Annotated in this window: 24 protein-coding genes and 1 pseudogene; 24 read left to right on the forward strand and 1 reads right to left on the reverse strand. The window is 55.8% G+C overall.

All coding sequences use genetic code 11. The features are described from left to right. Positions 1-189: 189 nt before the first annotated feature. The 10 genes from NGM06_RS22895 to NGM06_RS22940 all read left to right on the forward strand — a co-directional run bounded on the left by NGM06_RS22895 (position 190) and on the right by NGM06_RS22940 (position 10958). Positions 190-1725, forward strand: coding sequence for a hypothetical protein (locus NGM06_RS22895; RefSeq protein WP_254270884.1), 1536 nt, complete (start codon positions 190-192; stop codon positions 1723-1725). Positions 1726-2298: 573 nt separating this feature from the next. Then, positions 2299-2742, forward strand: a complete 444-nt coding sequence (locus NGM06_RS22900; RefSeq protein WP_254270885.1) for a DUF8030 family protein — start codon at positions 2299-2301, stop codon at positions 2740-2742. Between the two features lie 136 nt (positions 2743-2878). Then, a complete protein-coding gene (locus tag NGM06_RS22905) occupies positions 2879-3412 on the forward strand; it encodes a DUF7342 family protein (protein WP_254270886.1) in 534 nt (177 codons plus the stop codon). A gap of 8 nt (positions 3413-3420) precedes the next feature. Continuing rightward, a complete protein-coding gene (locus NGM06_RS22910; RefSeq protein WP_254270887.1) occupies positions 3421-3852 on the forward strand; it encodes a toxin-antitoxin system TumE family protein in 432 nt (143 codons plus the stop codon). An 81-nt stretch (positions 3853-3933) separates the two neighbouring features. Beyond that, complete coding sequence (locus NGM06_RS22915) at positions 3934-4224, forward strand: DUF8069 family protein (RefSeq protein ID WP_254270888.1); 291 nt, start codon at positions 3934-3936, stop codon at positions 4222-4224. Then, the gene (locus NGM06_RS22920; protein WP_254270889.1) at positions 4224-4559 is read left to right on the forward strand and encodes a DUF7558 family protein; all 336 of its coding nucleotides are present in this window, start codon (positions 4224-4226) and stop codon (positions 4557-4559) included. Before NGM06_RS22915 ends, NGM06_RS22920 begins: the two co-directional genes overlap by 1 nt. 49 nt (positions 4560-4608) lie before the next feature. Next, entirely contained in the window at positions 4609-5190 is a 582-nt protein-coding gene (locus tag NGM06_RS22925) for a DUF7437 domain-containing protein (protein ID WP_254270890.1), read from the forward strand. A gap of 191 nt (positions 5191-5381) precedes the next feature. Next, complete coding sequence (locus NGM06_RS22930) at positions 5382-7376, forward strand: hypothetical protein (protein WP_254270891.1); 1995 nt, start codon at positions 5382-5384, stop codon at positions 7374-7376. Positions 7377-7444: 68 nt separating this feature from the next. Further along, positions 7445-8338, forward strand: a complete 894-nt coding sequence (locus NGM06_RS22935; protein ID WP_254270892.1) for a hypothetical protein — start codon at positions 7445-7447, stop codon at positions 8336-8338. Positions 8339-10058: 1720 nt separating this feature from the next. Further along, positions 10059-10958 (forward strand): replication factor A, encoded by a 900-nt coding sequence (locus NGM06_RS22940; RefSeq protein WP_254270893.1) that lies wholly within the window; start codon positions 10059-10061, stop codon positions 10956-10958. A gap of 177 nt (positions 10959-11135) precedes the next feature. On the opposite strand, the gene NGM06_RS22945 is transcribed toward NGM06_RS22940, so the two are convergent. Further along, positions 11136-12047 carry an HFX_2341 family transcriptional regulator domain-containing protein gene (locus NGM06_RS22945; RefSeq protein ID WP_254270894.1) on the reverse strand — a complete coding sequence of 304 codons (912 nt, stop codon included), beginning with the start codon at positions 12045-12047 and terminating at the stop codon, positions 11136-11138. Positions 12048-12305: 258 nt separating this feature from the next. On the opposite strand from NGM06_RS22945, the gene NGM06_RS22950 reads away from it, so the two are divergent. The 14 genes and pseudogenes from NGM06_RS22950 to NGM06_RS23015 all read left to right on the forward strand — a co-directional run bounded on the left by NGM06_RS22950 (position 12306) and on the right by NGM06_RS23015 (position 23207). Beyond that, the gene (locus NGM06_RS22950) at positions 12306-13112 is read left to right on the forward strand and encodes a hypothetical protein (protein WP_254270895.1); all 807 of its coding nucleotides are present in this window, start codon (positions 12306-12308) and stop codon (positions 13110-13112) included. Beyond that, on the forward strand, positions 13105-14265 hold the full coding sequence (locus NGM06_RS22955; protein WP_254270896.1) for a DsbA family protein: 1161 nt from the start codon (positions 13105-13107) through the stop codon (positions 14263-14265). The genes NGM06_RS22950 and NGM06_RS22955 overlap by 8 nt, the downstream gene beginning before the upstream one ends. A 77-nt stretch (positions 14266-14342) precedes the next feature. Further along, on the forward strand, positions 14343-15233 hold the full coding sequence (locus NGM06_RS22960; protein ID WP_254270897.1) for a hypothetical protein: 891 nt from the start codon (positions 14343-14345) through the stop codon (positions 15231-15233). 51 nt (positions 15234-15284) lie between these two features. Next, positions 15285-16157 (forward strand): hypothetical protein, encoded by an 873-nt coding sequence (locus NGM06_RS22965; RefSeq protein ID WP_254270898.1) that lies wholly within the window; start codon positions 15285-15287, stop codon positions 16155-16157. 118 nt (positions 16158-16275) lie between these two features. Beyond that, on the forward strand, positions 16276-17565 hold the full coding sequence (locus NGM06_RS22970; protein ID WP_254270899.1) for a hypothetical protein: 1290 nt from the start codon (positions 16276-16278) through the stop codon (positions 17563-17565). Between the two features lie 194 nt (positions 17566-17759). Next, positions 17760-18686, forward strand: a pseudogene (locus tag NGM06_RS22975) (transcription initiation factor IIB). 94 nt (positions 18687-18780) lie between these two features. Beyond that, entirely contained in the window at positions 18781-19665 is an 885-nt protein-coding gene (locus NGM06_RS22980) for a biosurfactant protein 1 (protein ID WP_254270900.1), read from the forward strand. A 198-nt stretch (positions 19666-19863) separates the two neighbouring features. Further along, positions 19864-20052 carry a DUF8012 family protein gene (locus NGM06_RS22985; RefSeq protein WP_254270901.1) on the forward strand — a complete coding sequence of 63 codons (189 nt, stop codon included), beginning with the start codon at positions 19864-19866 and terminating at the stop codon, positions 20050-20052. Positions 20053-20152: 100 nt separating this feature from the next. Then, positions 20153-20533: a hypothetical protein gene (locus NGM06_RS22990; RefSeq protein ID WP_254270902.1), complete on the forward strand. Its 381-nt coding sequence runs from the start codon at positions 20153-20155 to the stop codon at positions 20531-20533. Positions 20534-20601: 68 nt separating this feature from the next. After that, positions 20602-21264 carry a DUF6735 family protein gene (locus tag NGM06_RS22995; RefSeq protein ID WP_254270903.1) on the forward strand — a complete coding sequence of 221 codons (663 nt, stop codon included), beginning with the start codon at positions 20602-20604 and terminating at the stop codon, positions 21262-21264. A 75-nt stretch (positions 21265-21339) separates the two neighbouring features. Further along, a complete protein-coding gene (locus tag NGM06_RS23000; RefSeq protein ID WP_254270904.1) occupies positions 21340-21762 on the forward strand; it encodes a DUF8025 family protein in 423 nt (140 codons plus the stop codon). A gap of 108 nt (positions 21763-21870) precedes the next feature. Further along, the gene (locus tag NGM06_RS23005) at positions 21871-22362 is read left to right on the forward strand and encodes a DUF7995 family protein (protein ID WP_254270905.1); all 492 of its coding nucleotides are present in this window, start codon (positions 21871-21873) and stop codon (positions 22360-22362) included. A gap of 6 nt (positions 22363-22368) precedes the next feature. Beyond that, positions 22369-22734 (forward strand): DUF7568 family protein, encoded by a 366-nt coding sequence (locus tag NGM06_RS23010; RefSeq protein WP_254270906.1) that lies wholly within the window; start codon positions 22369-22371, stop codon positions 22732-22734. Positions 22735-22811: 77 nt separating this feature from the next. Beyond that, positions 22812-23207, forward strand: coding sequence for a DUF7567 family protein (locus NGM06_RS23015; protein ID WP_254270907.1), 396 nt, complete (start codon positions 22812-22814; stop codon positions 23205-23207). The last annotated feature ends 87 nt before the right edge of the window (positions 23208-23294 follow it).

A 23294-nucleotide genomic window follows, 5' to 3' on the forward strand; every position in this document is an offset into this window, starting at 1 on the left:
CTCGGTATTCCGCACTTTTCTCCCATCGATTACAATGGAGTTCAATAAACTATAAAAGTCAGATCTGAAGCTATAAGCTCTGTTGAATGTCGTAGAAGCTGTATTCCATGAAATTCCATTCTTCGAACTGCGCGTAGAATACCGGTGTCAGGACCAGATATTTAAGTAAATTTGGCGTGTTATAACCAAATGGCAGTTTCAAGCCGTCTCGGTGTTCTGCTTGTGGCCCTCAGCGGGGCTGCCCTCTTGCTCGTTGACGGCTTCCGATCTCCTCCTGGACTCTGGTACGCGAGCGGAGGTATCGTCGCTGGGATAATGTTGATTGTATATACATCGATAACACCGTCTTCCCGTCGTACAAAGCCTTCCTCCTACCCAACACCATCTCCGAGCACGCATTCCGACTCCAAGGCGGAATCAACGACAGATAAGACTGGTTCAGAGCAAACAGCCCATTTCACAGAATCAGCTACTCAAAAGCCAGACCCAGCGATTGGAAAAGACTCGGAACAGGTAGAATCACGTCCTTCCGAGGATCCGGAACTGCCGTCGACCACGGCGAAAAGATCACAGCGTCTTCCAGTTGATTCCCAGACTATTGAGCGAACAACTTCGTATGCCAAGACTTCAGGTGTGAGGGATAGGGCAAGCACGTCGACCTTTCGGAATAAAAACGCCACATCAATGGTTTCGAAGGGACGAGGTCCATCCTCCGGAACCGATAACACGTATTTCAAGCCAGTCGATTCGAGTAACGAGTTCAAGTTCCTCCAAGTCGATACGAAGTTTAGTTACGTCGATGTCGATTTTGGACCGGAATTCATCGGTCTCGACCCAATTCCGGATCTTATTGAGGTTGATATCGGCCCCAGCGCCGTGAGCCAGGAACTCGTCCGAAGCCCGGTCGAAATAAAAATCTCAGCAATGCTCAAAGCGTTGCTTGGACCTACTCCACCCGAGAAAGGTGCTACGACCACAAATGACAATACGGAGACGTTAACGGTAACAGACAGACATACTCATCAACGGGTGAACGAAGCCCATCCAAGACGAAAACAGGCTACCCACGATTCGCAAGAGACACAGCACGATGAGTTGTATCAGTATACGAATCGGACCGCCGACCCACTAACGGCCTTCAGCGGGATGAACCAATCAACCGAAAGGCGGCCACAATCACCCAACCACGAACCAGAAAATCATCACCGACCGCCCGCTGACGTGACCGGCTTCGGCGGCTGGAAAAACAAGACTGCGACCGGCAGAGAATTCTACGAGGACCGGCCCTCCCACAGAAGGGATCCACCCACGCAAGAAGCAATCCGTACGCAAGATTCGAGGTCAGTCGGAGGATCGACAGCCGGCGTCGGACTGGATTATTCACCGCCACGGTGGGAGCCGCCGCAGTGGGACGCCGATCCCTTTGGAATGAGCGACTTCGGTGCAGGACTCGCCGAGCGCGAGGAATCAGCGTTCGGAACTGTTGAACAGGCAGAACCCAGCTTTGGAGCGTTCGATCAGGTGCCCAGTGTGTCGATCGAGAAATCGGAAGTAGATCCAGGATTCAGTGAGGAGGTATTCGGGCTGGATGGGTTTGCGGAATCACGAGAAGAAATGGTAGGTCTGCCGGGCTTCGATACTGGGAGTGGCTCGGGCCCACTGTTTCCTAACGCAGAAGGTTTCGTCTCGAATGAAAATCTTGAGGAAGATTGGCTGTCGTTTTAGACCGGTCTATTAGTCGTCACGTCTTGTCATCCGTGAGGAAACCACCACAATTGCTATATTTTCATAGGAGGTGTGGTTCGAAGAAGTCAAGATCCCCGTCATGCACTTTTCAGGCCCTGTATCGTCTGCTTTCGACCGAAATGGTCAAGTCCTCGACGAGTCGTAACGAATTGCAGTCAATTACTGTAATTCGCTGTTGTCTGGTTTCGCTCAGAATATGACGCCGCTTCTCTCGAATTCGAGGGTCTCACCACCCCGTCAAGCACAATTATTCCAGACAACCGTATCTTGAAGTTCGTCAAGGACATTACTACCGCCTTAGAACTGCTCGACGTCCCTCTTGTCTGATTTAAGCCTGTTTCGACGCCCTTTGCACCTCCAGATTTGTCCAAAGGAAGGCTAGGGTACAACGGTGCAAACGCCGCTGGCTCTCTCGGGCCGAAGGGCCATCAAACGACGATCGTCTATAGCCGATATATCAGAGTTCACCCAATAGATAGTGATTCGATTCGCGGTGGAGTTTGTCTCCCCCGAGAGGGGCGAGGGGCTGTCGTAAGCGCCCACTCAACAACCATGTCTTCAGAACACGAGCAACAGCGATCACGACTTCACGCTGAGCAAACTGAGCAACCGAGCGACGAACCGTGGACAGATCTCGAACTGACGATCCCCCACAACAGAAGTCCGACTGCCGTCGTCTCACTCGTCGAGTGCGCGCTCGTTGAACTCACCCACGAAGACGTCGGAGCCGAGATCGTTTCGACCAGCGTTGCGGGAGTGAAGCGGACACAGTACATCGCCACCGACGACGTCGGCCAACGGTTCCAGAAGCGGTATTTCGACGAGCGGCTCGGCCAGCACGAAACGACAGTCAGTCGTGAAACGGTTCGTGACGAGCTGGTCAGCCGACTCACACACCAGTCGTCACTGGGCGGTGAGGTAGGTCAGAATGACGTTGACGGTGGTCAAGACAGCTTCTGCGTGAAACCAGCTCGAGAGCTCCGATTTCAGGAGTGATGTTTTAACCAACACTTGGACAATCGAATTACCCGATGTTGGTTAAGGAATTGTCAACCTGTGTATCCCAGCCCATCCAAGTCAGGAAACTATTCCCTGAAGTAAGAACTATATCCTTCGCCCTGCAATTCCGAGTATGTCCGAAACAGACGCCACCGATGGGACTCCCCCCTTCGAGGACGCGTTCAGCAGCGATGACGTCGAACAACGCATCTATGGCACCATCCTGCAAACCCGCGAGCCGACGACGGCGAGCGCGATCGCCGACATCGCCGACTGTGACCCCAAGACCGCCCGGAAGTACCTAGGCTGGTTCGACGATTTGGGAATCGTCACCCGGCACGATAGCCATCCGGCCACCTACGAACGGAATGACGCGTATTTTGAGTGGCGACGCATCAACCAGCTCGCAGCCGACCAGTCCGTCGAGGACCTGCAGGATCGGGTTCGTGAGCTGACGACGCGCATTACCGAGTACAAGGCGACGTACGACGCCGCGTCACCGGCCGCCGTCGACGCCGTCGCCGCTGCGGAGGGCAGCGACGAGCAGACCATCGACGACGTGTACAGCGACCTCGCCGACTGGGCGACCGCCCGCGAGGAGCGTGACCGCTACGAACGCGCGCGCCAGCAACGCACGGGTGGCGAGCGCGAACAGGCGTCCGGGTAGCTCGCTCGATGGCGCCACCGACAGGCGATGGCGAGAGCCCTGCCCCCATCGATCGTCCAATCCTCGAGTTCCTCCAGACACGACTCCAAGCGACGAGGCAGGTCTCCCGAGCGATCGTCACGGATACAAGCGGCCATCTGGAACTCCACGTCGTCTTTGCCCCGTCGTACTACCCGACAGCCGTCGACGAGGCGCAGTTGACGGTCCGTTGGTACACGAACGACGACTTCAAACTCCACTATCGAGAGCAGCACGCGGACCATACCTGGGAGTGCCGGTGGGACCGGCACCCGAATCCGCACAATACACGGGACCATTTCCATCCCCCGCCCACCACCCCGACGCCCGGCGAGGACGCAGCGTGGCCAGACGACCATCGTGACGTCGTTGCGCTCGTCCTCGATGAGATCGAAGACCGGATCGCGACCCTCTGGAGCTAGTAAGGGCTACGGTCTCGCGTGGAGTGTTTATCGGCGCCAGAAGGCGTGCAGCGCGCGACAGCGTGCGCGGCGTGACTCACTATGGCTGATCCCGATCCGAACGACGACACGAGTGCCGACTACGAACAGTTCGAGAAAGAGTTGCTCGCCCAGGACCGCGACGCCGCCAGGGTCGACACGGCGGACATCGACGACACGATGGCCCGCAGCGTGGTCAACGATCTCGTCGACGCGGACGTCGTCACTCCGGTTCCCGAGGACCGCGTTCTCGTTCACGAGCCGAGTAGTAGTGTGTTCGATTCAGCCACGCAGTTGGCTGTCTTCCACCAGGGCTGGACGGCCGCCAGCGACGCCGGCGAGGAGGACGAGTGATGCAGCAAACCCTCGTTGGCTGTGCCTTCTGCGACGCCCCGCCTGGCACCGAGACTGGGGAGGCGCACACCTGGGGCCAGGACGAGCGGGTCACCCACCCGATCTGTGTCGGCTGCGCTACCCAGACGCAGCCGAATCCCGATGAGCGCGATCACCACACCTGCGACGGGTGTGGCCTCGTCGTCGACACGAGCGCGGCGCTGACGCGGTTCCGAGTGGAACTCGGCCACCTAGAAGGCCCGCTCCAACTCTGTGCCCGGTGTAGTCCCGGTGGGCCAGCTACCTACTGGACGCGCGACCTCGAGGATCACCTTGTCGCGGCGCCGGCGGAGTGACCCAAACACTCTCTACTGTTTCGCTGGAAACGGTAATTAGGAACGACCCGTGTCACGTACCTCGAATCGTACTGATGGCGACATCATCCGTGACTTCCTCTCGGTCGCGGATCTCCTCGAGGAGCCGCAGCTCGCCCAACTGTACACGTACCTCGTTCACGAACACGAGGCGACCGTCCAGGACGTGATAGCCGACCTCGAGCTCGGGCAGGGGACGGCCTACAGCAACGTCAATCGACTCGTCGACGTCGGCGTCGTCGAGGTCACCCACGACGAGCAGCCTCGGCGGTACGCCGCCTGCGAGATCGACCTGACCGTGACGACGGCCGCCGGTGACCGTGAGTACACGATCACGCCAGCGCTCATCGACGCGGTCGGTCGTGCCGAAACCAACGACGATATCGACACCTACGTCGACCGTCACGGCGTTGCCGGCCTCGCAACGGCACTGACCTACGCTGTCGCCCGCGAACGCGGCGAGGTGACCCACCGGCTGATGGCTGAGGACCTCGATATCTCGCCGCTGGCTGCAGAGATGATCCTGCAGGCGCTCCGCCCCGTCGTCCACGAGTACTACGACATCGAGGAATTTGAAGCATCGTTCGATGTCGACAACTCCGACCGTAAGTGAGCTCTACATCGCCGATACCGGCTGTTCGTCGCAATGAGGAGTTTGTCACTTCAACGGTGATAGACGGTTCACATACTTCCTAGTTGAAACGACATTGGTGCCGTAACCACCAGACAGACTGGAACCCGACTGCCGCCCTAGTGCGCGTGGCTCGTCAAGAATTAACTGGCCTGACTGGAGAGCATTATTCAATGGCGTCTGAATCAAATTCACTTCCTCCGGGCTTTCAGTTCTCGGAGAAGCTTGTCGCCGGTCGACTTGATTTCGATATCGTTCGCTTAGAGGATGACGAGCGCTTTCATAGAGGAGATCGAACTGACGGAATCTGGAAACTCCCTGACGAAGCCAGAGAAGCGATCGTTGCTGTCATCGATGAGTACTACGACCGGCGACCAGCCATTGAAGAAAACGTCTCAGTTAGGTCTGAAAGCTTCGCCTTTCGTATACTGGAAGAAGATGCCGAACATATTTCCCAATTCATAGCAGCTGATCTTGAGATCAGATTCGAAATCCCCGATTTTTCTCCTTCGGGACTAGACGAAAATCCCGACCCGCTCCCATATTCAGACCTAATTAGCGACGTTGCGAATGTTCAAGATAGATCTTGGAGTGAGCTACCAGAGACTTCATTCGATGTCGAGGAAGACATAGAAGCGGCGATTCCTGAGGGACACTCTGAGCCCAATTTTTTCCATGATGATTATCTCGACTATGTACTTGAATTCCTCGTACCAGCAATCCAAGATGCAGGGTGGCGAGGGGGTCATGCGTGGCTGCTGAATCTCGGTATGCAAGAACTACGGAACGGGCGATATGAGGAAGCAGCGTATGCGTTCGCAGGTGCCAAAGATGGCCTGACGAAACACAGCCTCTTCGACGAATCACGGATACAGCCGCTTGTTAGGCGTTCGCTCAACACACTGCGCGATCTCTGCCTACTCAAAGCCCCAGATGAGTACGACTTCAGTGAGTTTGATCTCTACTGTGAAGCTGATGTACGTGATCTTATTTATGTGCCTGAGTTCATTTCACGGCCAGAGATTGACGATCTAAATTTCCGGATGAACAATCCGGTTTGGATTGCCAATGCGCTCGTCCTCGTTCAGGGAGTTGCCCACGCAATAGGAAAGCCAACAATCTCTAGGACGGAAGTTGACCCGTTCGGATCAGGTATGACCCTCCGAAATGCATCTTTTGTGCTGAAGCTCGCTAACTCGTTAGTATCGGCTGCTCCGGACGAAGTTGAGTCAGATCCGATTCAGTATCTCGAAGGAATTGACCTCGGAAATTTCACACCCGATATCACGATCACGCGGACACTTCGAAGTGCAGGCTACACCATTCAGATGTATCGCAATACAACCGAGGGGGTACGGGACGAGCTCAACATTGATTTCGACTTAATTGTGGCTCGCGGAGACGACAAATACCTTGTCCGCGCAATGCGCCCCGAAGACCGGGATCGGGGAACTCTCGAGGAATTAATTGAGCAGATTGGCGATCTCGATCACTCACTCCTGTTGTTATATGATCGCGAGCTTGAGAGCACCAGTGTTAGCGAGCTTGGGGAACAGGATGGTGTTGAAATGATGTATATTAACCTCCAAGCAGAGCGGCTCTCGCCCATTTCGGCCGGCTATCCACGTTCGTTCGCTGACTTCGCGACGGAGGAAGAGATTCGCGATGAGATCGAACGTCGGTTCGTAGCGGCACAAGAGGCTGAAACTACTGAGTCCAAAGGAGATCGGTTGGAGGAACTGATGGCATTCATCTTTGAGAAGGCTGTACCGGATACGCACGTGATGACGCCAAATAACCGAACTAGTACGGAAGAGATCGATCTCCAACTGCAAAATGAGGAAGAGCATCATCCCTGGACTCAGCTGGGAGCGCCAATTAATGTCGAGTGTAAGAACTGGAACGAGTCCGTTGGAGTTGATGAGATCTATTCTGTCTACGGGAAGGCTAAGATGACTTCTCCGAATAGTAAAGGGGCAATTCTGGTCTCTTGGGAGGGTGTGTCAGATTCTCAGAGTGGCCGGAACGCTGATGGATTGCTTAGAGATATGCGCATTCAAGACCTCGACATCCTCGTGCTTGATCAAGACGATCTTTCAGAGATCGTTGAAACTGGCGATGCACAAGCGGTGTTCGAACGAGCATACACCAACCTGTATCAACGCTAAACTGCACTTCTGCGCTCATTGAGCTTCCAAAAACTATACACAAACCGATAGAATCGGTTAGGACAGACATGGACCCAAGCGAACTCGAGAGGAGACCGACATCACTTGGCGGCTATGGAAGCATTGTTCCCTATCACGCACCGGCCACGTACGACCCAATCTATGGAGATGAAGGAGTTCGTGTCGATCTCCCCACTGAGGGGTACGAATCAGCGGATCAAATCCTCAACCGACTGACTCGCGCCGCGGACAAGCTTGATCTCGATACGGATCCCGGTCGTCTCTACTATTCCGCGCAATGTCAGGACTTCTCATGGTATGGGAGCGGAATCGAAGACCTTCGAGAAGACCTCCCATCTTCGTGGAAACTGTCGCAGACGCTTCAGAAGACGCTTGAGGAGCGTCATGGAACAGAACTGGGTATCCATCGACCGTGCTTCGTGATACTTGCACCAATACGGTACGGCATCTTCTGGACGGTATTACGGGGATTCAAAAATAGTGACGAGGATGGAGAGGGCTACGAAACCGTCTATGACACACAAGCCGGCGTGTTGATGGAAAATCCGGTTCTGTCCTGGCCCGCGTTAGAAGAACTAGTAGAATCAGATGGCCCAATTCCACTTGTGACAACCGAAGTGGAGGCTGTAAGCCTGCGCGGTGAAGACCGTCCGTTAGAGGAGGTGATACCCGTCAATCATGACCGAACTGGTGATGCAGATATCTTAGCTGCGAAGAACGTGTATGAAAGTCAAAAAACAGAGGCCAGCGAACAGATGCACGAAGCAGTCGAGCGTACTGCCCGACTATCCTACCGTATCAAGGGTGGGACAATCGGATTCGAGAAGGAACGAGAGTTCCGAGCAGAGGGGATGTCGTTGTTACGCCCTGAGGGGATTACCCTCGGTGGATGGCCGGTTGTAATGGGGTCACCGTTCTGTAGAGCGATATCTGACGAATAAGAACCACTGCTCGGTCGACGAATAGATTCAGGGCTGATTCCCGAGTTTGAGTGCTCGATTTCTATCTGTGCTCCCAGATTGGGCGATAAGTTCTTGGGCTCGCCCGATTCCGTGAACATCGGGCCGTCGGACAGTTTGATAGCCTTCGAGGGTCTCTCGTAGATGACGTTCATGCCGTTCGATATTGGGTACTGCTACGTCAGATTCTTCGAATAGCCGACGATGTTGTGAGCGCGCAAACGAGACGAGTCGCTCAATTCGCTGGTGGTCATTCTCATTCGGCTCGCCACCGTCAGTTCGTGCCTGGCCACGAGTATCATCATGGAGCGCCCAGAGGTCCTGTAACCGGTCCACGAAATCGTCGTAGGAGTCCGTTGTCGATCCGCTCTCGCGGATGACCATACCAATGTTCCGTGACTCGATGCCAGTTCTTAGGTCGTCCCACATTTTGACAGCTGAATGGGGGATTTCGTAGTAGTTCACTGGATCACCAATCCACCCGGACTGGTCGGAGGGGTCCTTGAATTTTGCCTGGACAGGCGAATTGGGGTAATCGGTTGGAATATAGAGTTGAGATGAGCCAGCCTCGATCGCCTGCACATCGATAAAATAGCACTCCGTCAGCGCATCGGATAATTGGTTGTCAGAGTCAACGACGGGACATGCGTAGTAAGCGACCTCACCTGGCTCTCGGGTTGCAAGTGTCGTGATCTGCTGAGTATCGAGTTTGAACCGAACGCCCCTGTTTGGCTCTGCCTTGGGTGCTTTGTACTGGAAAAGAAGTCGCATCGCTAACGGGAGCTCGACGTCGTATCCTCCACCAGCCTGGTGTTCCTGATACCGTGTTGGTGCGATGGCGGTTGTCTGATTGTACGGCCCACGAATACGAGTCAGTATTTGGTGTGTCGCATTCACGACAAGCGAATTCTCGGATGGATACGACGCCATGTCTACGCAGAAACTGTGAAGACGAAGAATATGATATTTGTGTCAGAGTGGGCTGGAACCGAATGTTCTCAACCGAATCTAAGCTACACTGGGTTCTGCCTACCAACGACAGTCATCGTTTCCTAAAAGCCCTCGACCGCTCGGCATCCCGCGACCGCTGCTGCGCTCCTCGTGCCTGCGGTGCTTACGGGGTCGGGGGACGGCCGAAGCGGCCTCGCCCTTTCTGAGTCCACCAGGACGATAGATGGTTCGCCGAGCGACGCGGCCGGCTGGCCAGATGGTACGTAACGGCCCGCCCCGCTCGCCGCTGCCGCCCTCCGCGTCGCTCGCGACCGACCATTCCGGGCGTGCGGGCGCTCTCCGCACCGCCCGCGCCCGTTCCGGGCTAAAATAGATGTGCCCTCGACGCCAGCGGGTATCCCCGTCGGTTGCGCCCCTTGCGGGCTTTCGCGTTCCAGCGCTTGGTGCCGCCTGCGCTGTCGCGCGCCACACCACGGCGCGCGTTCTCGGCGACAGTCGCCCTGGACACGGACCCGCATATCGGGCCGGACACGAACGGGCATATCCCGCTGGCCGCTCGCTCCGGGCGGGTCGGCGCGCGGTGCTGGTTGGGTGGCCTCCTCGGGCGCGCTCTCGCTCGCGCCCCAGGGGGCGCTCGCGAAGGCGCGAGCGAGAGCGCGCAGATGGTTCTGTCGGTCGTTGTCGTCGGAAAACCGCGATGTAGCAGCATCGCGGTGTCGGGCGCTGAGCGCCTTCGGATCAGTGAGATCCAATGTCAAGTAAGAACGTTACCAGTGAAGTAGTTTCGGTCGATGAACAGGCATTCGAAAAAGCGGACGAAGCGGCGGTCGATGAAGACGGCTTCGAGGTCGTCGATGAGACGCCGGAGTTCCAGGCGACGGTGCAGATGGAGGTGCAGGCAAAGGTCGATGCGAACCACCCGGATGGGATGGTCGATACGAGTGAAGAGCGGATCTACGGTGCGACCCTCGAACAGGAAGAGCGCATTCGGGCCAGGGAGGCTGAGCTGGAGCGCATCAGTGCCCAGGCGGAGCTGGGGACGCAAGAAGGTCGGGAGAAGCGGACGCGAGATATCGCGGCGAAGCGGAGTGCTGAGCGGCGTGCTGAGTTCCAGAAGCGGGCGGCGAGCGTGGACCCGTGGGCGGACCCAGAGCGAGACGATCCTCGTGCAGAACTCACGCAGGAGCAGTTGGCGGCGGTGAACAAGCAGTCGATGCGGCTGGCCGAAAAGCTGGATGGCTGGTCGCGAGCAGCGATTGGTCGGCGGTTGGGTGAAGCCGTAGTCGGTGGGAAAGACCTGACGAGTGCAGTCGTTGGGGTGTTCAAGGAGTTGCAGACGGCGCCGGGACAGGTGGTTCCCATCGGGATGCTCGAGGACGTCAATCGCAAAGAGGTGAGCATCGAAGGAACTGTGACGCAATTGTGGGAACCGTCAAGTTCAGCCATTTCTCAAGTGGGGCTCATCGAAGACGAGAGCGGAAAAACGAAGTTCACCAGTTGGGTTGCGAGCGACCAACCCTGGATTGAGGAGGGCGAGCACGTTCGTATTCACGGAGCGGCGAAGAACTGGTACAACGGGCGCGTCTCGGTGGCTCTGACCGGCTGGACCACGGTTCACTTCCCCGAGCGCGGTCGGTGGTGGGAAGCGTAGCCAGCGTACGCAGCCTTCTTTTTTACTACGTGCCGGACCGACCCAGACCCCACCTCCCCACCCTCCGCTCCGTGCTCGCTACGCTGCGCGCGCAGCCACAACCTTTGCTACGCAGAAACTCCCAGCCATGTCGTCAGGCACTCTCCTCGTAGATATCTATCATCAGGGAAAGTAGAATTAGTGCGTTTCTACCCACATACGCCCCATTGTCGATAGTTCCGTCTCGTGTCTATTTCCGCTATCCCTTCGGGTGACGTACCCCTTTGTATCTAGGTTAGACACATTGTACTGAACTCGACTTCTGAATGATTCGCCATATTCTTCACCATTCTCCTCGGCCAACGCCTCCGCAAGTTCTGAGGTCGATTCGAACGTACCCTTCCCCTTGAGAAATCGAAGAACATGCTCCTCGAACTCTTTCACGTTGCTACCAGGAGATGACGGAAACTCAACGAACATATGCCCGTCACCATCTAAATCTTCCCGCGCACCCTCTGTCACGCCACTTTCATCGACCCGATCTAGTATGTCGGTGATCGCCTCATAGTGCTGATGTACCCGAAGGTCTTCGTACTCCTTCAGTTCATCAAAGGCCTCGGCCGCATCTTCCAACACATCGAGCATTTCCAAGACCAGATACTCCTTGGGGGCCACGTAGTACGTGTGTACGTGATCACGAATGTCCTCGAACTCCTCTTGTTTCTCAGCTATCAATGAGTCAGCAGCTGTCGCAAACGCGAACGACACCGTCCGCGGCATGGAGGAGATATTGACGTAGACTTCGTTCCCCTTCTTGATTTCCTCCAGAATGTAGTCATGCGCTTTGGGATAGAGCGTCTCGTACTCGTACATCTCCTCAAGATTGACTGCCTCAATTTCGACCTCGATATCGATCAGCTCGAATGTTCGCTCCAGTTTCCCAGTCATATTCTTTGCAAGCTGCGCTGCCCGGTCTGTCGGGTCATCGTCGGGCTCGCCTTTGTGGGTGAGTAGGACGACACGGTCAGCCTCCATCTCACCCTTTGATATTGGACGAATAAGGCGGTCAAAATCGAACCCGACTGGAATGAAATGAACCCTATCACTCATAGTTCATAGTCAGCCACCTCCGTGTTAAATCTCTCCGATATCGACCGCCTATCGCCACTATATAGTTTCGGCCAACCTAGAACATAGACGATCTGTGTCCTATCTTGCCCACCTGTTTGAAAAATCTCCAACAGAGTTTTATATACAGAATTCGTAGAATGGCGGTAGGTGCCAAGTGAACGACCCGCACCATCGCCAATGAATTCGCACTCCATACAGAGAGATTCGCATAGAGGTCAGCAAACCCTGTTAGCCTCCTTGATTGCGCAGTACTCCCAACTTCAGGCGATTCTCCGCCTCGAGCCCAGCGGGAAGTTTCTCAATCTACTGGAGGCGGATCCAACGATTGAACACGTGATGGTGACACTCAGCGAAGCCGAGAGCGTTCTGAGAAATCACGGAGGATTCGATAACATCCTCCAGCCCCACCACAAACTCACAATCGTGGGCACGGAACCCGACCCAACAGTCACGGACAGAGGGCGATGGGCGGAAATAGACCTCTATGCCGAAATCACGCGTGAGGCGCGAATCATCCCGGACTGGTTATGGGTCTACCATCAGATGGAGCCAGAACATCAGTTAGAGAACGTGAGAAAGTACCTTGACCGATTCGAATGGCTCTACCAGACGGCCGAGGAGATGGGACTATCCCACGAACTCATACCTTTGGCTAAAGGGCTTTCTCAACCCCATTTCAAGGAGGCTCGTGAGACCTTTGCCCGACTGGGTATCGATCGGTTCGCCATGTACGGCGTCCAGACACCCAGCAACTACGAATTCCGAGATCGGATACATCAGGCGGCTACCGCCCTGAACCCTGAGGGAGTTTTGGTCATCGGTCGAGGGTCACCGAGACAGGTCGAAGTGCTGCCGGGGATTGTTGATGAGGCTGCTGGGTGGTACTGGAAGCAGGATTGCGGTCTGACGACGGACGGGTATTCACAACAGAGGTTAGCCATGTGGATTTACGAAATCAAACGAGCGCTAGAGACGGAGCGCACCGACGAGCAGTCGCGAATTGGAGACTACCTTCCGGACTCTGGGGTGGTTATTAATGGGTGACGGGACGACAGACGACCTGTACATTGACCCCGAGGACGATGACAGTGGTAGTGCCTCCGGTGACGAAGCGCCAAACGTTGATCCCGACCAGACAGGAGTTGACGAGTACACCAATGAATCGCCGTCAGAGGAAGCACCCTCCGAAGATTCTGGCCCCCAGCCAACGGAGACCACACCGTCCGGAACAGACGGTAATGGAAGCAGTGGAGGTGGAGGCGGAGGCGGCGGCATCATCGGAATCCCCGAGGGTGTGGAGGTAGGTGACGACTCCCCCGATGAGGCAGGAGAAGACCCCGATTCTTCAGAGCCCGAGAAGTCACAGGATCCCGAGACTCCGGACGAAGAACTGGAACAAGAGGAGTCGGAAGACGAGGATGATGACGACGATGAAGAAGAACAAGAACCGAAGGTTGTGCAATACTCAGACCCGTGGGATAACGTGGGGTGGGGGCTGTATCCCATAATACTCAAAATCAAAGAGCGATACGGACACGAAGTCGATACCGACTATCACCTTGTCCCCGTCCGCGAATTCGTTGACCCCAAAGAGATGGCATCGAAGTGGGAAAGAGACCGTCTTCGCCACAAAATGCCTATAGATACCTCCGTGTGGGAGGAGAATCCGCCGGAATCAACCGAACTCGCAAATCGCGCTTACCTGGCAGCGATGCACCAAGGGCCAAACGCCGCCCAACGATACCTTCGACGGCTTCGGACGGCCACCATGGTCGAAGGGACAAACATCGAGGATAAGGAGATCCTTTTCGAATTAGCGGAGAACGCGGGGCTCGATATCAACCGATTAGAGGAAGCTTGGGACAAAGTAGAGCCTCGTCAGACTAAACGTGATCTCAATCCGCCCTTCACCAAATTCCACGTCGACGGAGAGGAAGTCACTCAATCGGGCTATCTGCACTACGACGACATCGTAGATATTTTCGACCAATCAGGAATCGATAGTGAGGAGCCGCAACCCCTCTCCGGATTCGTTACCGAGCACGGCCCTGTTGCGACTCAAGAAGTCATGACGGTTTACGAGTGGCCGCAGGACCGAGCAGAGGAAGAACTCCAACAGCGGGACGATATTGTGCCTGTTGAGATCGGAGTTGGAACATTTTGGACGCGACACAAACAGGCAAATGAGGGGATCTGAGCCAACCCTGCTCGGTAATTTATCGAGTACTAAAAACAACGTCGTCGGCTCCTGCCGGAAAGTGACTTAGTGAGCGAATGAAACGAAGGACATTCCTTAAAGCGACGGCAGCTACTCCGATTGCAGCTTCAGGGGAGGTAACTGCCCTGAAAGAGAGGAGTACAGTAAACGATGTCGCCGACAGCTATTTCGACGCACTCCCGGAGACGAAAACCGAACGGAACGACACCGTAATTCAATGTGCTAACGAACTGTGCTCCGCACGCAAGGCAATTTCTGGAGAGACCCTCAATGCAGTGGTCGATAGTGGCGAGTCTGTGTCTGACGTCGTCCGTCGTCTCCAGTTTGGAGTTCGCATCCTCAACGAGTACAACATCACCGACAAAATAGACGAGTCTATGATTGAATCGGGACGACGGGATCTTAGCAAATATACCCGCTATCTCCCTCTCATTGGGAGTTTCAACAACCTCTGCAATGCTGCGTGTGTCGTCGAAACTCCTGACCCAAACCCAGAAGCTATCAAGGGGTTCCTCTTCGCGTCAGCGGCGTTCGGTCTGGAGGTTGTCCTATGGACCATCGGTACCCCGTACAAGATGGCATGGAGAGGAACACGTTTCATCGCCAATCGTACATTCCTCCGGTTCGCCCGACACGGATGCCGAGGGTGTATCGCTCTACTGATGAGCGAACTCCACTGGGCGATTCGAGGCTCAGTCTACGGTGAGGCTGTCACGGACAGCAACGTCGAGTTCGTATGGGATCAAATTCAGAACCTCAAGACCGACGCGGAGGAGTGGAACTACGACGTCAACTTGGATTTCACCTACGAGGAGATACAGAACTTGATCGCCCCTGAAGGCGGTTCGGCTGTTGGGATGTTCCCGCAGGAAAAGGAGGGACTTATCGAACGATACATCCCTGATTTCGATTTGGAACTTCCAAACCTTTCCGAACTACTCCCCTAGACGCACTAAAGTAGTCGAGAACTCAAAACCAAATGCAGCAAAGAGATCATTATGGGTGAGGATAGCGAAGATTCAGACACAGAGTCCGGGAAAGATCCAAATACCTCTATCTCTACAGGTTTTACTGTCGATATAGACGTTAGCAGCATTCTCGCGGCTCAGAAAGTGGCAGAGGAAGCGATCCAACCGGCAGCAGTCCAGTCGATGATAGAGACGCAGAAGACGGTAGAGCGGGCTGTCAAGCCGGCACTGATTCGGGACGCAATTCAGATGCAGAAGACGATGGAGAATGCCATCCAGCCTGCACTGATCCGGGATATCGTCCAAATGCAGAAGATCGCGGAAAGTGTGGTTAATCCGGCGTTGGTTCAGTCAATCACCCAGACTCAGAAAATTGCTGAATCGGCTATTCAACCGGCGATGGTTCAGTCGATTGTCGAGATGCAGCAGGCACTCGACGCTATGTTGGTGCAACTCAACGCACCAAGCATCGCAGCCGATATATCGACGATTGCCGCGACAGTACACCAGAAGAGGTCTACACCGGGTGTAGGCCAATACAAGTACCCAGCTTCGGACATCGATGAGATACGTCCGCCCGAATCGTACATTCACGACAAGCTGATTTGGGATGATGGGGACTGGTACCGACGTCGGACTCGAGAAATTTCGTACGATCTCGTCGACTACATCTTCTGGAAAGCGAAACAGACCGGAGAGCTGACCGACGCCTCTGATGAAGAGATGAGTTTCGGAGCCACAGTAGCAACGTTCTTCATCACACTCGCACTGACTGGAGGAAATGTCATTGCCTCTGCAACGGTTGCGGGATTCACTGGTGGAGCAACATTTCAAGGGGGCAAGGCGGCTAAGAAGCGCAGTGAGCGCAAGAACCTCGAGGAGAAGTTCACCCATGACAAGTAGAGCGTTCGCAGCATTTTGAATTCTGACAGTAGCAAGAGCCTCGAATCACAAAGTTGGAAGATCACCTATGTACGACTGAGCGGAAGGAATATACTTCGAGTAGGAAAAGGACAGTTGTGTGAGACCAAAGTGGGATAATCTCTTCTGGTACCAGCGTGCCAGCGATGAGGGTAAAGAGCAGCTGGAGAACAACACCACGAAGGGCTTCCTGAAAGTCCTGCAAGAGTCTGATAATAGACTCACGGACAGTTTTCTAAAGCAGTCCCTTGGTCTCGCTTTCGAGGACGCCAAATTCGAGTACGACACTCAGGTCGGTTTGAACGAGATTCCAACATCTGAACATTCCGTCCACCTTGCTGGACTCTCATTTGCCGGAGAGAACGTCGCTAGAGAATCAGATCCACGTTCTGGAGACGGAACAGTAGACGGCGTAGTCACAGTTCATTCAGAGAACGTCCCAACGGCAATCGTTATTGAGGTCAAGACAGAACGGGACAGGCTGAGTCTCACTCAGATGGGGAAATATCGGGGAGAGCTTGGCCTCACCGATGACGAATTGTGTCACGGAATCAGTTGGTTGGACATCTATGAACTGCTAGAAAATTACCGAGAGAGAACAAAGAATGACATCGACCGATTCCTACTCGAAGAATTCACCGACTACTTAGAACTAATGAGAATGGTACCATTCAGAGGTTTCGACCGCGATAAACTGAGCGGGTCTGGTGTGGGAGAGTATCGGAAGACGATGCTTCGAGGAGTCGACCAGACTAACCCTGGAATCTTCTCTCAGGCGTTGTACGAGAGTAGAGGGAACTACGATCTGGGGAACTTCACCGCGACCTCAAATCAACGAAGCAGAGAGGTACACCTTGTTGATTCAGAGGAATTGGAGAACGGGATATTCCAGCGACTTAGACATTTCTCGGCAGGGTTCTGGCACCCAGCAAAGTTCTCTGTCCAACTCTATATCCCGAACCGGATTGTCAGCAATATCGTGAGACGGGGATCCTCTGAACTTAAACCGGAATTCAAGCGTGTGATGTTGGACGCCCTGTCCGAACTGGACGGCATCGAACTCACACGTGAAGACAATCCGTTCTATTATCTCCGGTACCAGCGGAACATCCAGCAGGCCAACGACAGAGAACGGCAGACCACAACCTTCCACGCAGATTCGGTCATCTACATGCCAGGGGTCGACGAAGCGAGTATCACGGATAGGTTGGGAGTCATCGGTCGGGCTGTGAGGGAGACGACCGATGCCAACATAGGACACGAGAAGTCGTTCGTAATCGAGAAGCAGATTCCATATGGTTCAGACCTCATCGAGAAGAAAGAGTTGGTAGACTGGACGCTCGAGTACTTCCAAACTCTCCTGCCTGTGTACGAGTACTTCGCTGAGTGATGCAAGCGGTCACCGATGGCGGCGTCGTAATCGACGACGAATAACCGGCCACGGCATACCCCGCTGAGAGTATGTACAGACGCTGCAAAGGCTCCTTGAGTAGTCAATAGATATCTTCCATAATCACATCCGCAGTTGTCTATCTCCCCCTGAGAGGGGTGCGGGGTGCAGACGAGACGCCTCGCGAACTACCGATGGCCACGAGAGAGATCTACGAAACCAGCTTCGACGAAGACGTATCGAACGACAACACGGCGTGTCCCGAATGTGACAGCTAAGTGAGAACAAATACCGTCGAGACGGTCTGTGAGGACTGTGGGCTCGTCATCGACGAACAGAAAATCGACCATGGTCCGGAGTGGCGGTCGTTCGCTACCGATGAAGAGACTCTGAATCGAACAGGTGCACCACTCACCGTCGCACGTCATGACCGAGGTCTGTCGACGAAAATCGGTCGCAGAACTGATTCAAACGGGAACGAACTCTCTGGGCAAAAGCGCCAGCGGCTAGCCCGAATGCGGCGTGAGCAGACTCGTGGTCGGTTCCAGTCGAAAGCCGAGCGAAACCTCGCACACGGCCTGGGTGAGGTCCGAAGAATCGCGAGCGTCCTCGAGCTCTCAGATTCGGTTCGTGACCAAGCGTGTCAACTGTTCCGGAGCGCTCAAAGCGAAGACCTGCTTCGAGGCCGATCAATCGAGGCGATCGCGGCAGCAAGCGTCTATGGGGTCTGTCGATGTAACGGCCACTCACGGTTACTCGACGACGTCGTCGATGCGGCACGCGTTGAACAATCGAGAGTTACGAACGCGTACAAGACGCTGAATACAGAACTTGGACTGCCAGCCCAGCCTGTTCGCCCTAGCGAATTCATCCCCCGGCTTGCGTCAGAACTCGAGGTTCCAGTGTACATCCGACAGCGAGCTCGGAGGTTGGCTGAACAGTCTGAATCGACAGGAGTAGCGTCGGGTGTCAAACCATCGGGATTCGCAGCCGCCTGTCTCTACAAGGCGGGTCGCGAAGAGGGACGATGGCTAACGCAGGCGGAAGTCGCTGAGGCGGCGAGCGTCACGTCAACGACCATCCGGTCGCATCGAGACACATTGAACGAATTGGCGGTCTGAAGACGCTATCTGCGAATCTTCTTCCGGCGGAGATTCGGAATTTGTGGCTGAGGTTTAAATACAGAAACGAAGGAAGGTGCTGCCAGACCACTCTATGAACGGGCGACAATCTGACTTTGAAGAACTGCGACCACTTGGTGAGGCGACCCACGTTCCCGACGACAAGCTTTCTGGGCGTGGTACTTCTGGGCGAATAGGACAGCGGAGAAGAGAAACGCTGGAATCGTATCCAAACCGAACGAGATCGACACAGAAGGAGTGTTCCTCTTGTGGCGCTTCCATTCCCACTACCCAAACGAAGTGCCGGTTCTGCCTCTCGAATCATCTTGATGGAACCAGCGACGAGAGGTCCACCCCAGATACGGAGTGGACACTCCTCCATGTCGTCCATCTACTCGTCGAGGCGTCGACGTTCTACGCCGCCATCGCGAAGGGTGCTGCTGCGGCCAGGCTCCTCACGAAGGCTAACAGGGATCCAGCGGTCGATGACTGCCAGCTGATCTACGACCTTGATGCAGAGCCCGCCACGCAGCTGATCGAGCAGTGGTCCTCGCTTCCCGAAGCAGTTCGAGTCACCTCCGAAAGCGGCGAACAGCTTCTTGCAGTCGCTCGTGAACGGACGGGACAGACAGAGTCGAACCAGTCGCGGAGTGATGGGGCGCACACGACGTTCCTCTACGATGAGGGAGGCCGCAACGTTCGTGAGGAAGATCGGCTTACAGTCCTACTTGAGAGCGCCGAGAACGACGTCTGGTTGGTGCCAGCCATTGCACTCCAGCGCGCTATCATCGACGAGTACTCCGAGGGTCGGCAACCCAGCGTTCCCTCGAGAACACATCTTGAATGTCGCAAGTGCGGTCGAAAGACTGAGCATCAGTTCCAGGAGTTCGAGACTGTCCCTGATGCCGATTGGTCTGGCCAGCCGATGTGGGAGTGCCAGGTTTGTCAGTCGCCTCGTCACGGACCAACCCCCGAGTAGAATACTCAACAGAATAACGTCTTAACCAACGTGGAATGGGTCTTCCCGAAGCTGTTGGTTAATACAGGTGCAAGGCTTCGGCGGGAGACATCAGCGTCTCTCCCGTTTTTTCTGCGTCCCCAGAACGCAAAGCGTTCTGGTGTGCGAACGAGACGCAACGCGTCTCGTTAACGCCAGAAGTCGGCGGAGGCGTACATCATGGACCCACGAGACACACCTGGCTACCGGCTGCATCGCGCGCTCAGCAACCTCAACAGCATCGATACCGAGCAACTGGACTCGCCCGACCAAGAGCGAATCGAGAAAGCTACGATGCTTCTGGAACAGGTGGAACTGCTCACCCAGCCAGGTGCTTCGGCGGAAGCGAACGTCACGGTCGACTCCTGAGCGAGGATTTAGTCGCACACCACCGATCCAGCATCTCTCGCGGTCAGTTTGTTATCCCCAAAGGGGTGCGAGGGCAGGAAAACGCCCTCGAGTACGAACAATGGCAACGCTCCAAGCAGCGACGACATCGACCGGCGCAGTCGTAAGGGATGCACAGGCAGTCCGCCAGCTCTGCGAAGCACATTGCTTCGGGACCCTGAATTGGGAGGTGGATGAAGAAGGAGAGCTCATCATCTGGGGATACGACGCCTTCGAGGTCTACGAAGCGCGTGAAGACGGCCTTCCTGACTACGAAGGTGGTCTTGTGACGCACGAGTTCCTCCGAACACTCGCCGGCTATCTCGAGCCTAACGAAGAACTCGACATCCAGACAGCCGGGTTCACGAAATGTCGGTTCCCAGTCCTCGCAAAGCGGTACGTCATCCGTGACGACGAAGTCCTCCATGCGGATCTCAGTTCCCTCGATCCGATCGACGTGTAGCGTTGTTCTCCCCCAGGAGGGGTGCGGGGCGACACAGCACAAGCATCGCCTCGTGAGGTGATTGAATCATGGGACACCGCGCACTTGTTGCGTACGAACGCACAGACGGACAGTACACGCTCCACTACAGCCACTGGGGCGCAGCGAACCTGAAGCTCAAACACCGAATCTCGGCTGAGTCGCCGTTCGGTGGCGAAGACACCGACTCCACGTGGGCGAAACAGGTGCTGGCGGAACTGGCCGATGGCCTCGAGGCAGATGCCGTCGACGGGTACCTCGTCGGCGAGGACCGACCGTCGACGGTCGTCGAGCCGAAGCCCCGCGCCACCGGGCTCACCCTCGACGAGATCGTCGCTGACCACCTCGACTACCTCCACCACGAGGCGTTTTTCGTGGTGTCGGCGACGTTCGAGGTGACCGCGTATCGGACGCTGTGGTTCGGCCTGCAGTACGACTCGGAGACAGTCGAACAGGGAGAAACAGTCGGGAACGGCGCGCTCGCGACAGTACGTTGGTACGACGGCGAGCCGGTCGGTGACGGCCACCTGCAGGGGCAGTTCGAGGCCCTCAAAGACGTCGTCGGCGACATGATCGACAAAGGCGTCTTCACGCCGTCGACGGCGAGACAGTACCTGAAACGAAAGCTGGCCGAGCGGGTCGGAGACCGACAGGAGCTACTCATCCCGACTGGCGAATCTCCCTTCGAGAAAGCGAGCCTGAACCACTCCTAGTTCGATCTGCTTCGTGGCAACTGCTGTTTTTTCAGGGGCAGGAATAGGTGAGCCCCTACGTGGGCTCGTGATTCCATGACCGAGCAACCATCCGACGATCCGTTCCACGACTGCGAGCTGAACCCCAAGGCAATCTTGGGAACGCACACCTTCGAAGACGTCCTATTCACCGACGAGACGGAGACACCGGTGAACGTGCTGACGGGCCAAACGCCAGCGCACTCACAAGCGACCGTCGACGAAGCACGTGAGTTCGCAGCCAGTATTGACACCGATACACCACAGATCGCACTCCCAGCCTTGGTGGAGACACAGATCGAGACCGCCAGCAAGCCCTACACCGCAGCCGCATTCTTCCATTTCAAGGCAACCGGCTCGCTCGAACTGCATCGAGCCTACCACGCGGCGTACGAGTCGGATGGGTTCTCGGTCGCATTCGAGGCCAACTACGAATCAGGGAATCTGACCATCACCGTCGAACGTGCGGACGACCCCTGAGAGAGGGAAGTGCCGAGAGTGGTTTTTGTGCGCCGGCGATGGGTGCCGGCGCAGCACGGGGTGAGCGAACGATGAGCCCCGGTGCGTCGGTGCTTCGAGGTGTTCGAGATGCATATGGTAATTTACGCGCTGGTAGAGGCATCGACAGAAAACGAAGCGCTATCCACCGGAAAGGCGGTGTTCGAGCGATTGGTCGGCGCCGATCCACACGCCTGCGCTGTGTTTGACTACTTCGTCACCTTCGACAACGAGGACACAACCGTTGCGGGCAAAGCGCGATGGGGCGATCTCCCGATTGCGGCGACCGTTGATTCCGAGAAAGGACAAGAACTGCTTGATCGTGGTTGGGAAGCAACGAAAGCGGAGTTCGAGCGGAATCTCGACCAAGTGAGAGAGGCACTTGACGAGCTCTCCAGCGAGGAGATCATGCGTGATGAGAACCTTGCTCGGCACGCGTTCCACCAAGTTGGCGCGTACGACGGACCGACGATCTTCCTCTACAACGAGCACGCGAACGGCATCCGGCATCGCGAGCAGTTGGATCGACTCCTCGAGGAAAGTGAGGATCTCTGGATTGTGCCCGCAGACGTCCACTTCTGATCGACTATGCCTCGAATCACTAACTGGCGACGGGAGAGCCAGACGCCCACACTCAAGTACCGAAACGCTGAGACCGGAGCGAGAGCGGTTCTACACAGAACTCCAGACTCGTACGTCTACAAGTGGCGCGGGGCGATCCTCGCCGACGGGTACCCCCTCTGGTCGCGAGGGTACGAGACAAAAGACGCGAAATCGTTCCGTGAAGAGCTCCACGAACGGCCAGCGCCTGAACTGAGTTGTCCCGAGTGTCCGAACGACGACGTCCTCGTCGGTGAGAAAGCAGCTGACGGCGCGAAAGTACAGCGCTGGTTCGACTGTCCCGACTGCGGGTATGAAGCGCCCTCGCGAATCGTGTACGGCGCCGAGCGCTGATTGATGGGTGCGTATCTACGGTGACGTTTATTTTGGGCCGGAATGGGTGGCCCATCTCAATCGGGCCAGATCCATAGATGAGTCTGGAAGTCATCGACCGCCACAGCGAAGCACTGTTCGAGTTCCTCTGGTGTCCGGTCTGCGGGCACGAGATATTCAGTCACATCCCCTTCGAGGGGATATTCTGCAAGAACTGCAATACGCAGGTTAAACTGCAAGAGTCACGGGAGACACGCGGCTACGAGGAGGCCGTCCTCGCCTGCTTCGACACCGATTCGACGTGGAACCTCCACGTCGACGAGAAGCTCCGTCGCGATCTTCCGGATGGGTCGGCGCGGGTGAAGGTCCTCGGTGCCCCAGGCGACTATGAGGTCGATTGGTGGAGTCCGAAGCCGGGTGAGGACTGGGAGCCGGTCGAACGTGGTGAGTTCGACGATGTCGAGGAACCTTCGGAGGTCTCTCATTTGGCTTAGCGAAGCCCTGCTGCAAATCTAAAACCGGGTCACAGAGAGTACTCGCATCGGTTAAGTACTCGGTCCTGCCATCTGTCTATGAAGTTA

This window comes from Halorussus aquaticus (assembly GCF_024218795.1).
Lineage (GTDB): Archaea > Halobacteriota > Halobacteria > Halobacteriales > Haladaptataceae > Halorussus > Halorussus aquaticus.

Excerpts from the sequence above, each read along its gene's own strand:
- NGM06_RS22895 (WP_254270884.1), top strand. The coding sequence starts at position 190 with ATGGCAGTTTCAAGCCGTCTCGGTGTTCTGCTTGTGGCCCTCAGCGGG.
- NGM06_RS22900 (WP_254270885.1), top strand. The coding sequence starts at position 2,299 with ATGTCTTCAGAACACGAGCAACAGCGATCACGACTTCACGCTGAGCAA.
- NGM06_RS22905 (WP_254270886.1), top strand. The coding sequence starts at position 2,879 with ATGTCCGAAACAGACGCCACCGATGGGACTCCCCCCTTCGAGGACGCG.
- NGM06_RS22910 (WP_254270887.1), top strand. The coding sequence starts at position 3,421 with ATGGCGCCACCGACAGGCGATGGCGAGAGCCCTGCCCCCATCGATCGT.
- NGM06_RS22915 (WP_254270888.1), top strand. The coding sequence starts at position 3,934 with ATGGCTGATCCCGATCCGAACGACGACACGAGTGCCGACTACGAACAG.
- NGM06_RS22920 (WP_254270889.1), top strand. The coding sequence starts at position 4,224 with ATGCAGCAAACCCTCGTTGGCTGTGCCTTCTGCGACGCCCCGCCTGGC.
- NGM06_RS22930 (WP_254270891.1), top strand. The coding sequence starts at position 5,382 with ATGGCGTCTGAATCAAATTCACTTCCTCCGGGCTTTCAGTTCTCGGAG.
- NGM06_RS22935 (WP_254270892.1), top strand. The coding sequence starts at position 7,445 with ATGGACCCAAGCGAACTCGAGAGGAGACCGACATCACTTGGCGGCTAT.
- NGM06_RS22940 (WP_254270893.1), top strand. The coding sequence starts at position 10,059 with ATGTCAAGTAAGAACGTTACCAGTGAAGTAGTTTCGGTCGATGAACAG.
- NGM06_RS22945 (WP_254270894.1), bottom strand. The coding sequence starts at position 12,047 with ATGAGTGATAGGGTTCATTTCATTCCAGTCGGGTTCGATTTTGACCGC.
- NGM06_RS22955 (WP_254270896.1), top strand. The coding sequence starts at position 13,105 with ATGGGTGACGGGACGACAGACGACCTGTACATTGACCCCGAGGACGAT.
- NGM06_RS22960 (WP_254270897.1), top strand. The coding sequence starts at position 14,343 with ATGAAACGAAGGACATTCCTTAAAGCGACGGCAGCTACTCCGATTGCA.
- NGM06_RS22965 (WP_254270898.1), top strand. The coding sequence starts at position 15,285 with ATGGGTGAGGATAGCGAAGATTCAGACACAGAGTCCGGGAAAGATCCA.
- NGM06_RS22980 (WP_254270900.1), top strand. The coding sequence starts at position 18,781 with ATGAACGGGCGACAATCTGACTTTGAAGAACTGCGACCACTTGGTGAG.
- NGM06_RS22985 (WP_254270901.1), top strand. The coding sequence starts at position 19,864 with ATGGACCCACGAGACACACCTGGCTACCGGCTGCATCGCGCGCTCAGC.
- NGM06_RS22990 (WP_254270902.1), top strand. The coding sequence starts at position 20,153 with ATGGCAACGCTCCAAGCAGCGACGACATCGACCGGCGCAGTCGTAAGG.
- NGM06_RS22995 (WP_254270903.1), top strand. The coding sequence starts at position 20,602 with ATGGGACACCGCGCACTTGTTGCGTACGAACGCACAGACGGACAGTAC.
- NGM06_RS23000 (WP_254270904.1), top strand. The coding sequence starts at position 21,340 with ATGACCGAGCAACCATCCGACGATCCGTTCCACGACTGCGAGCTGAAC.
- NGM06_RS23005 (WP_254270905.1), top strand. The coding sequence starts at position 21,871 with ATGCATATGGTAATTTACGCGCTGGTAGAGGCATCGACAGAAAACGAA.
- NGM06_RS23010 (WP_254270906.1), top strand. The coding sequence starts at position 22,369 with ATGCCTCGAATCACTAACTGGCGACGGGAGAGCCAGACGCCCACACTC.
- NGM06_RS23015 (WP_254270907.1), top strand. The coding sequence starts at position 22,812 with ATGAGTCTGGAAGTCATCGACCGCCACAGCGAAGCACTGTTCGAGTTC.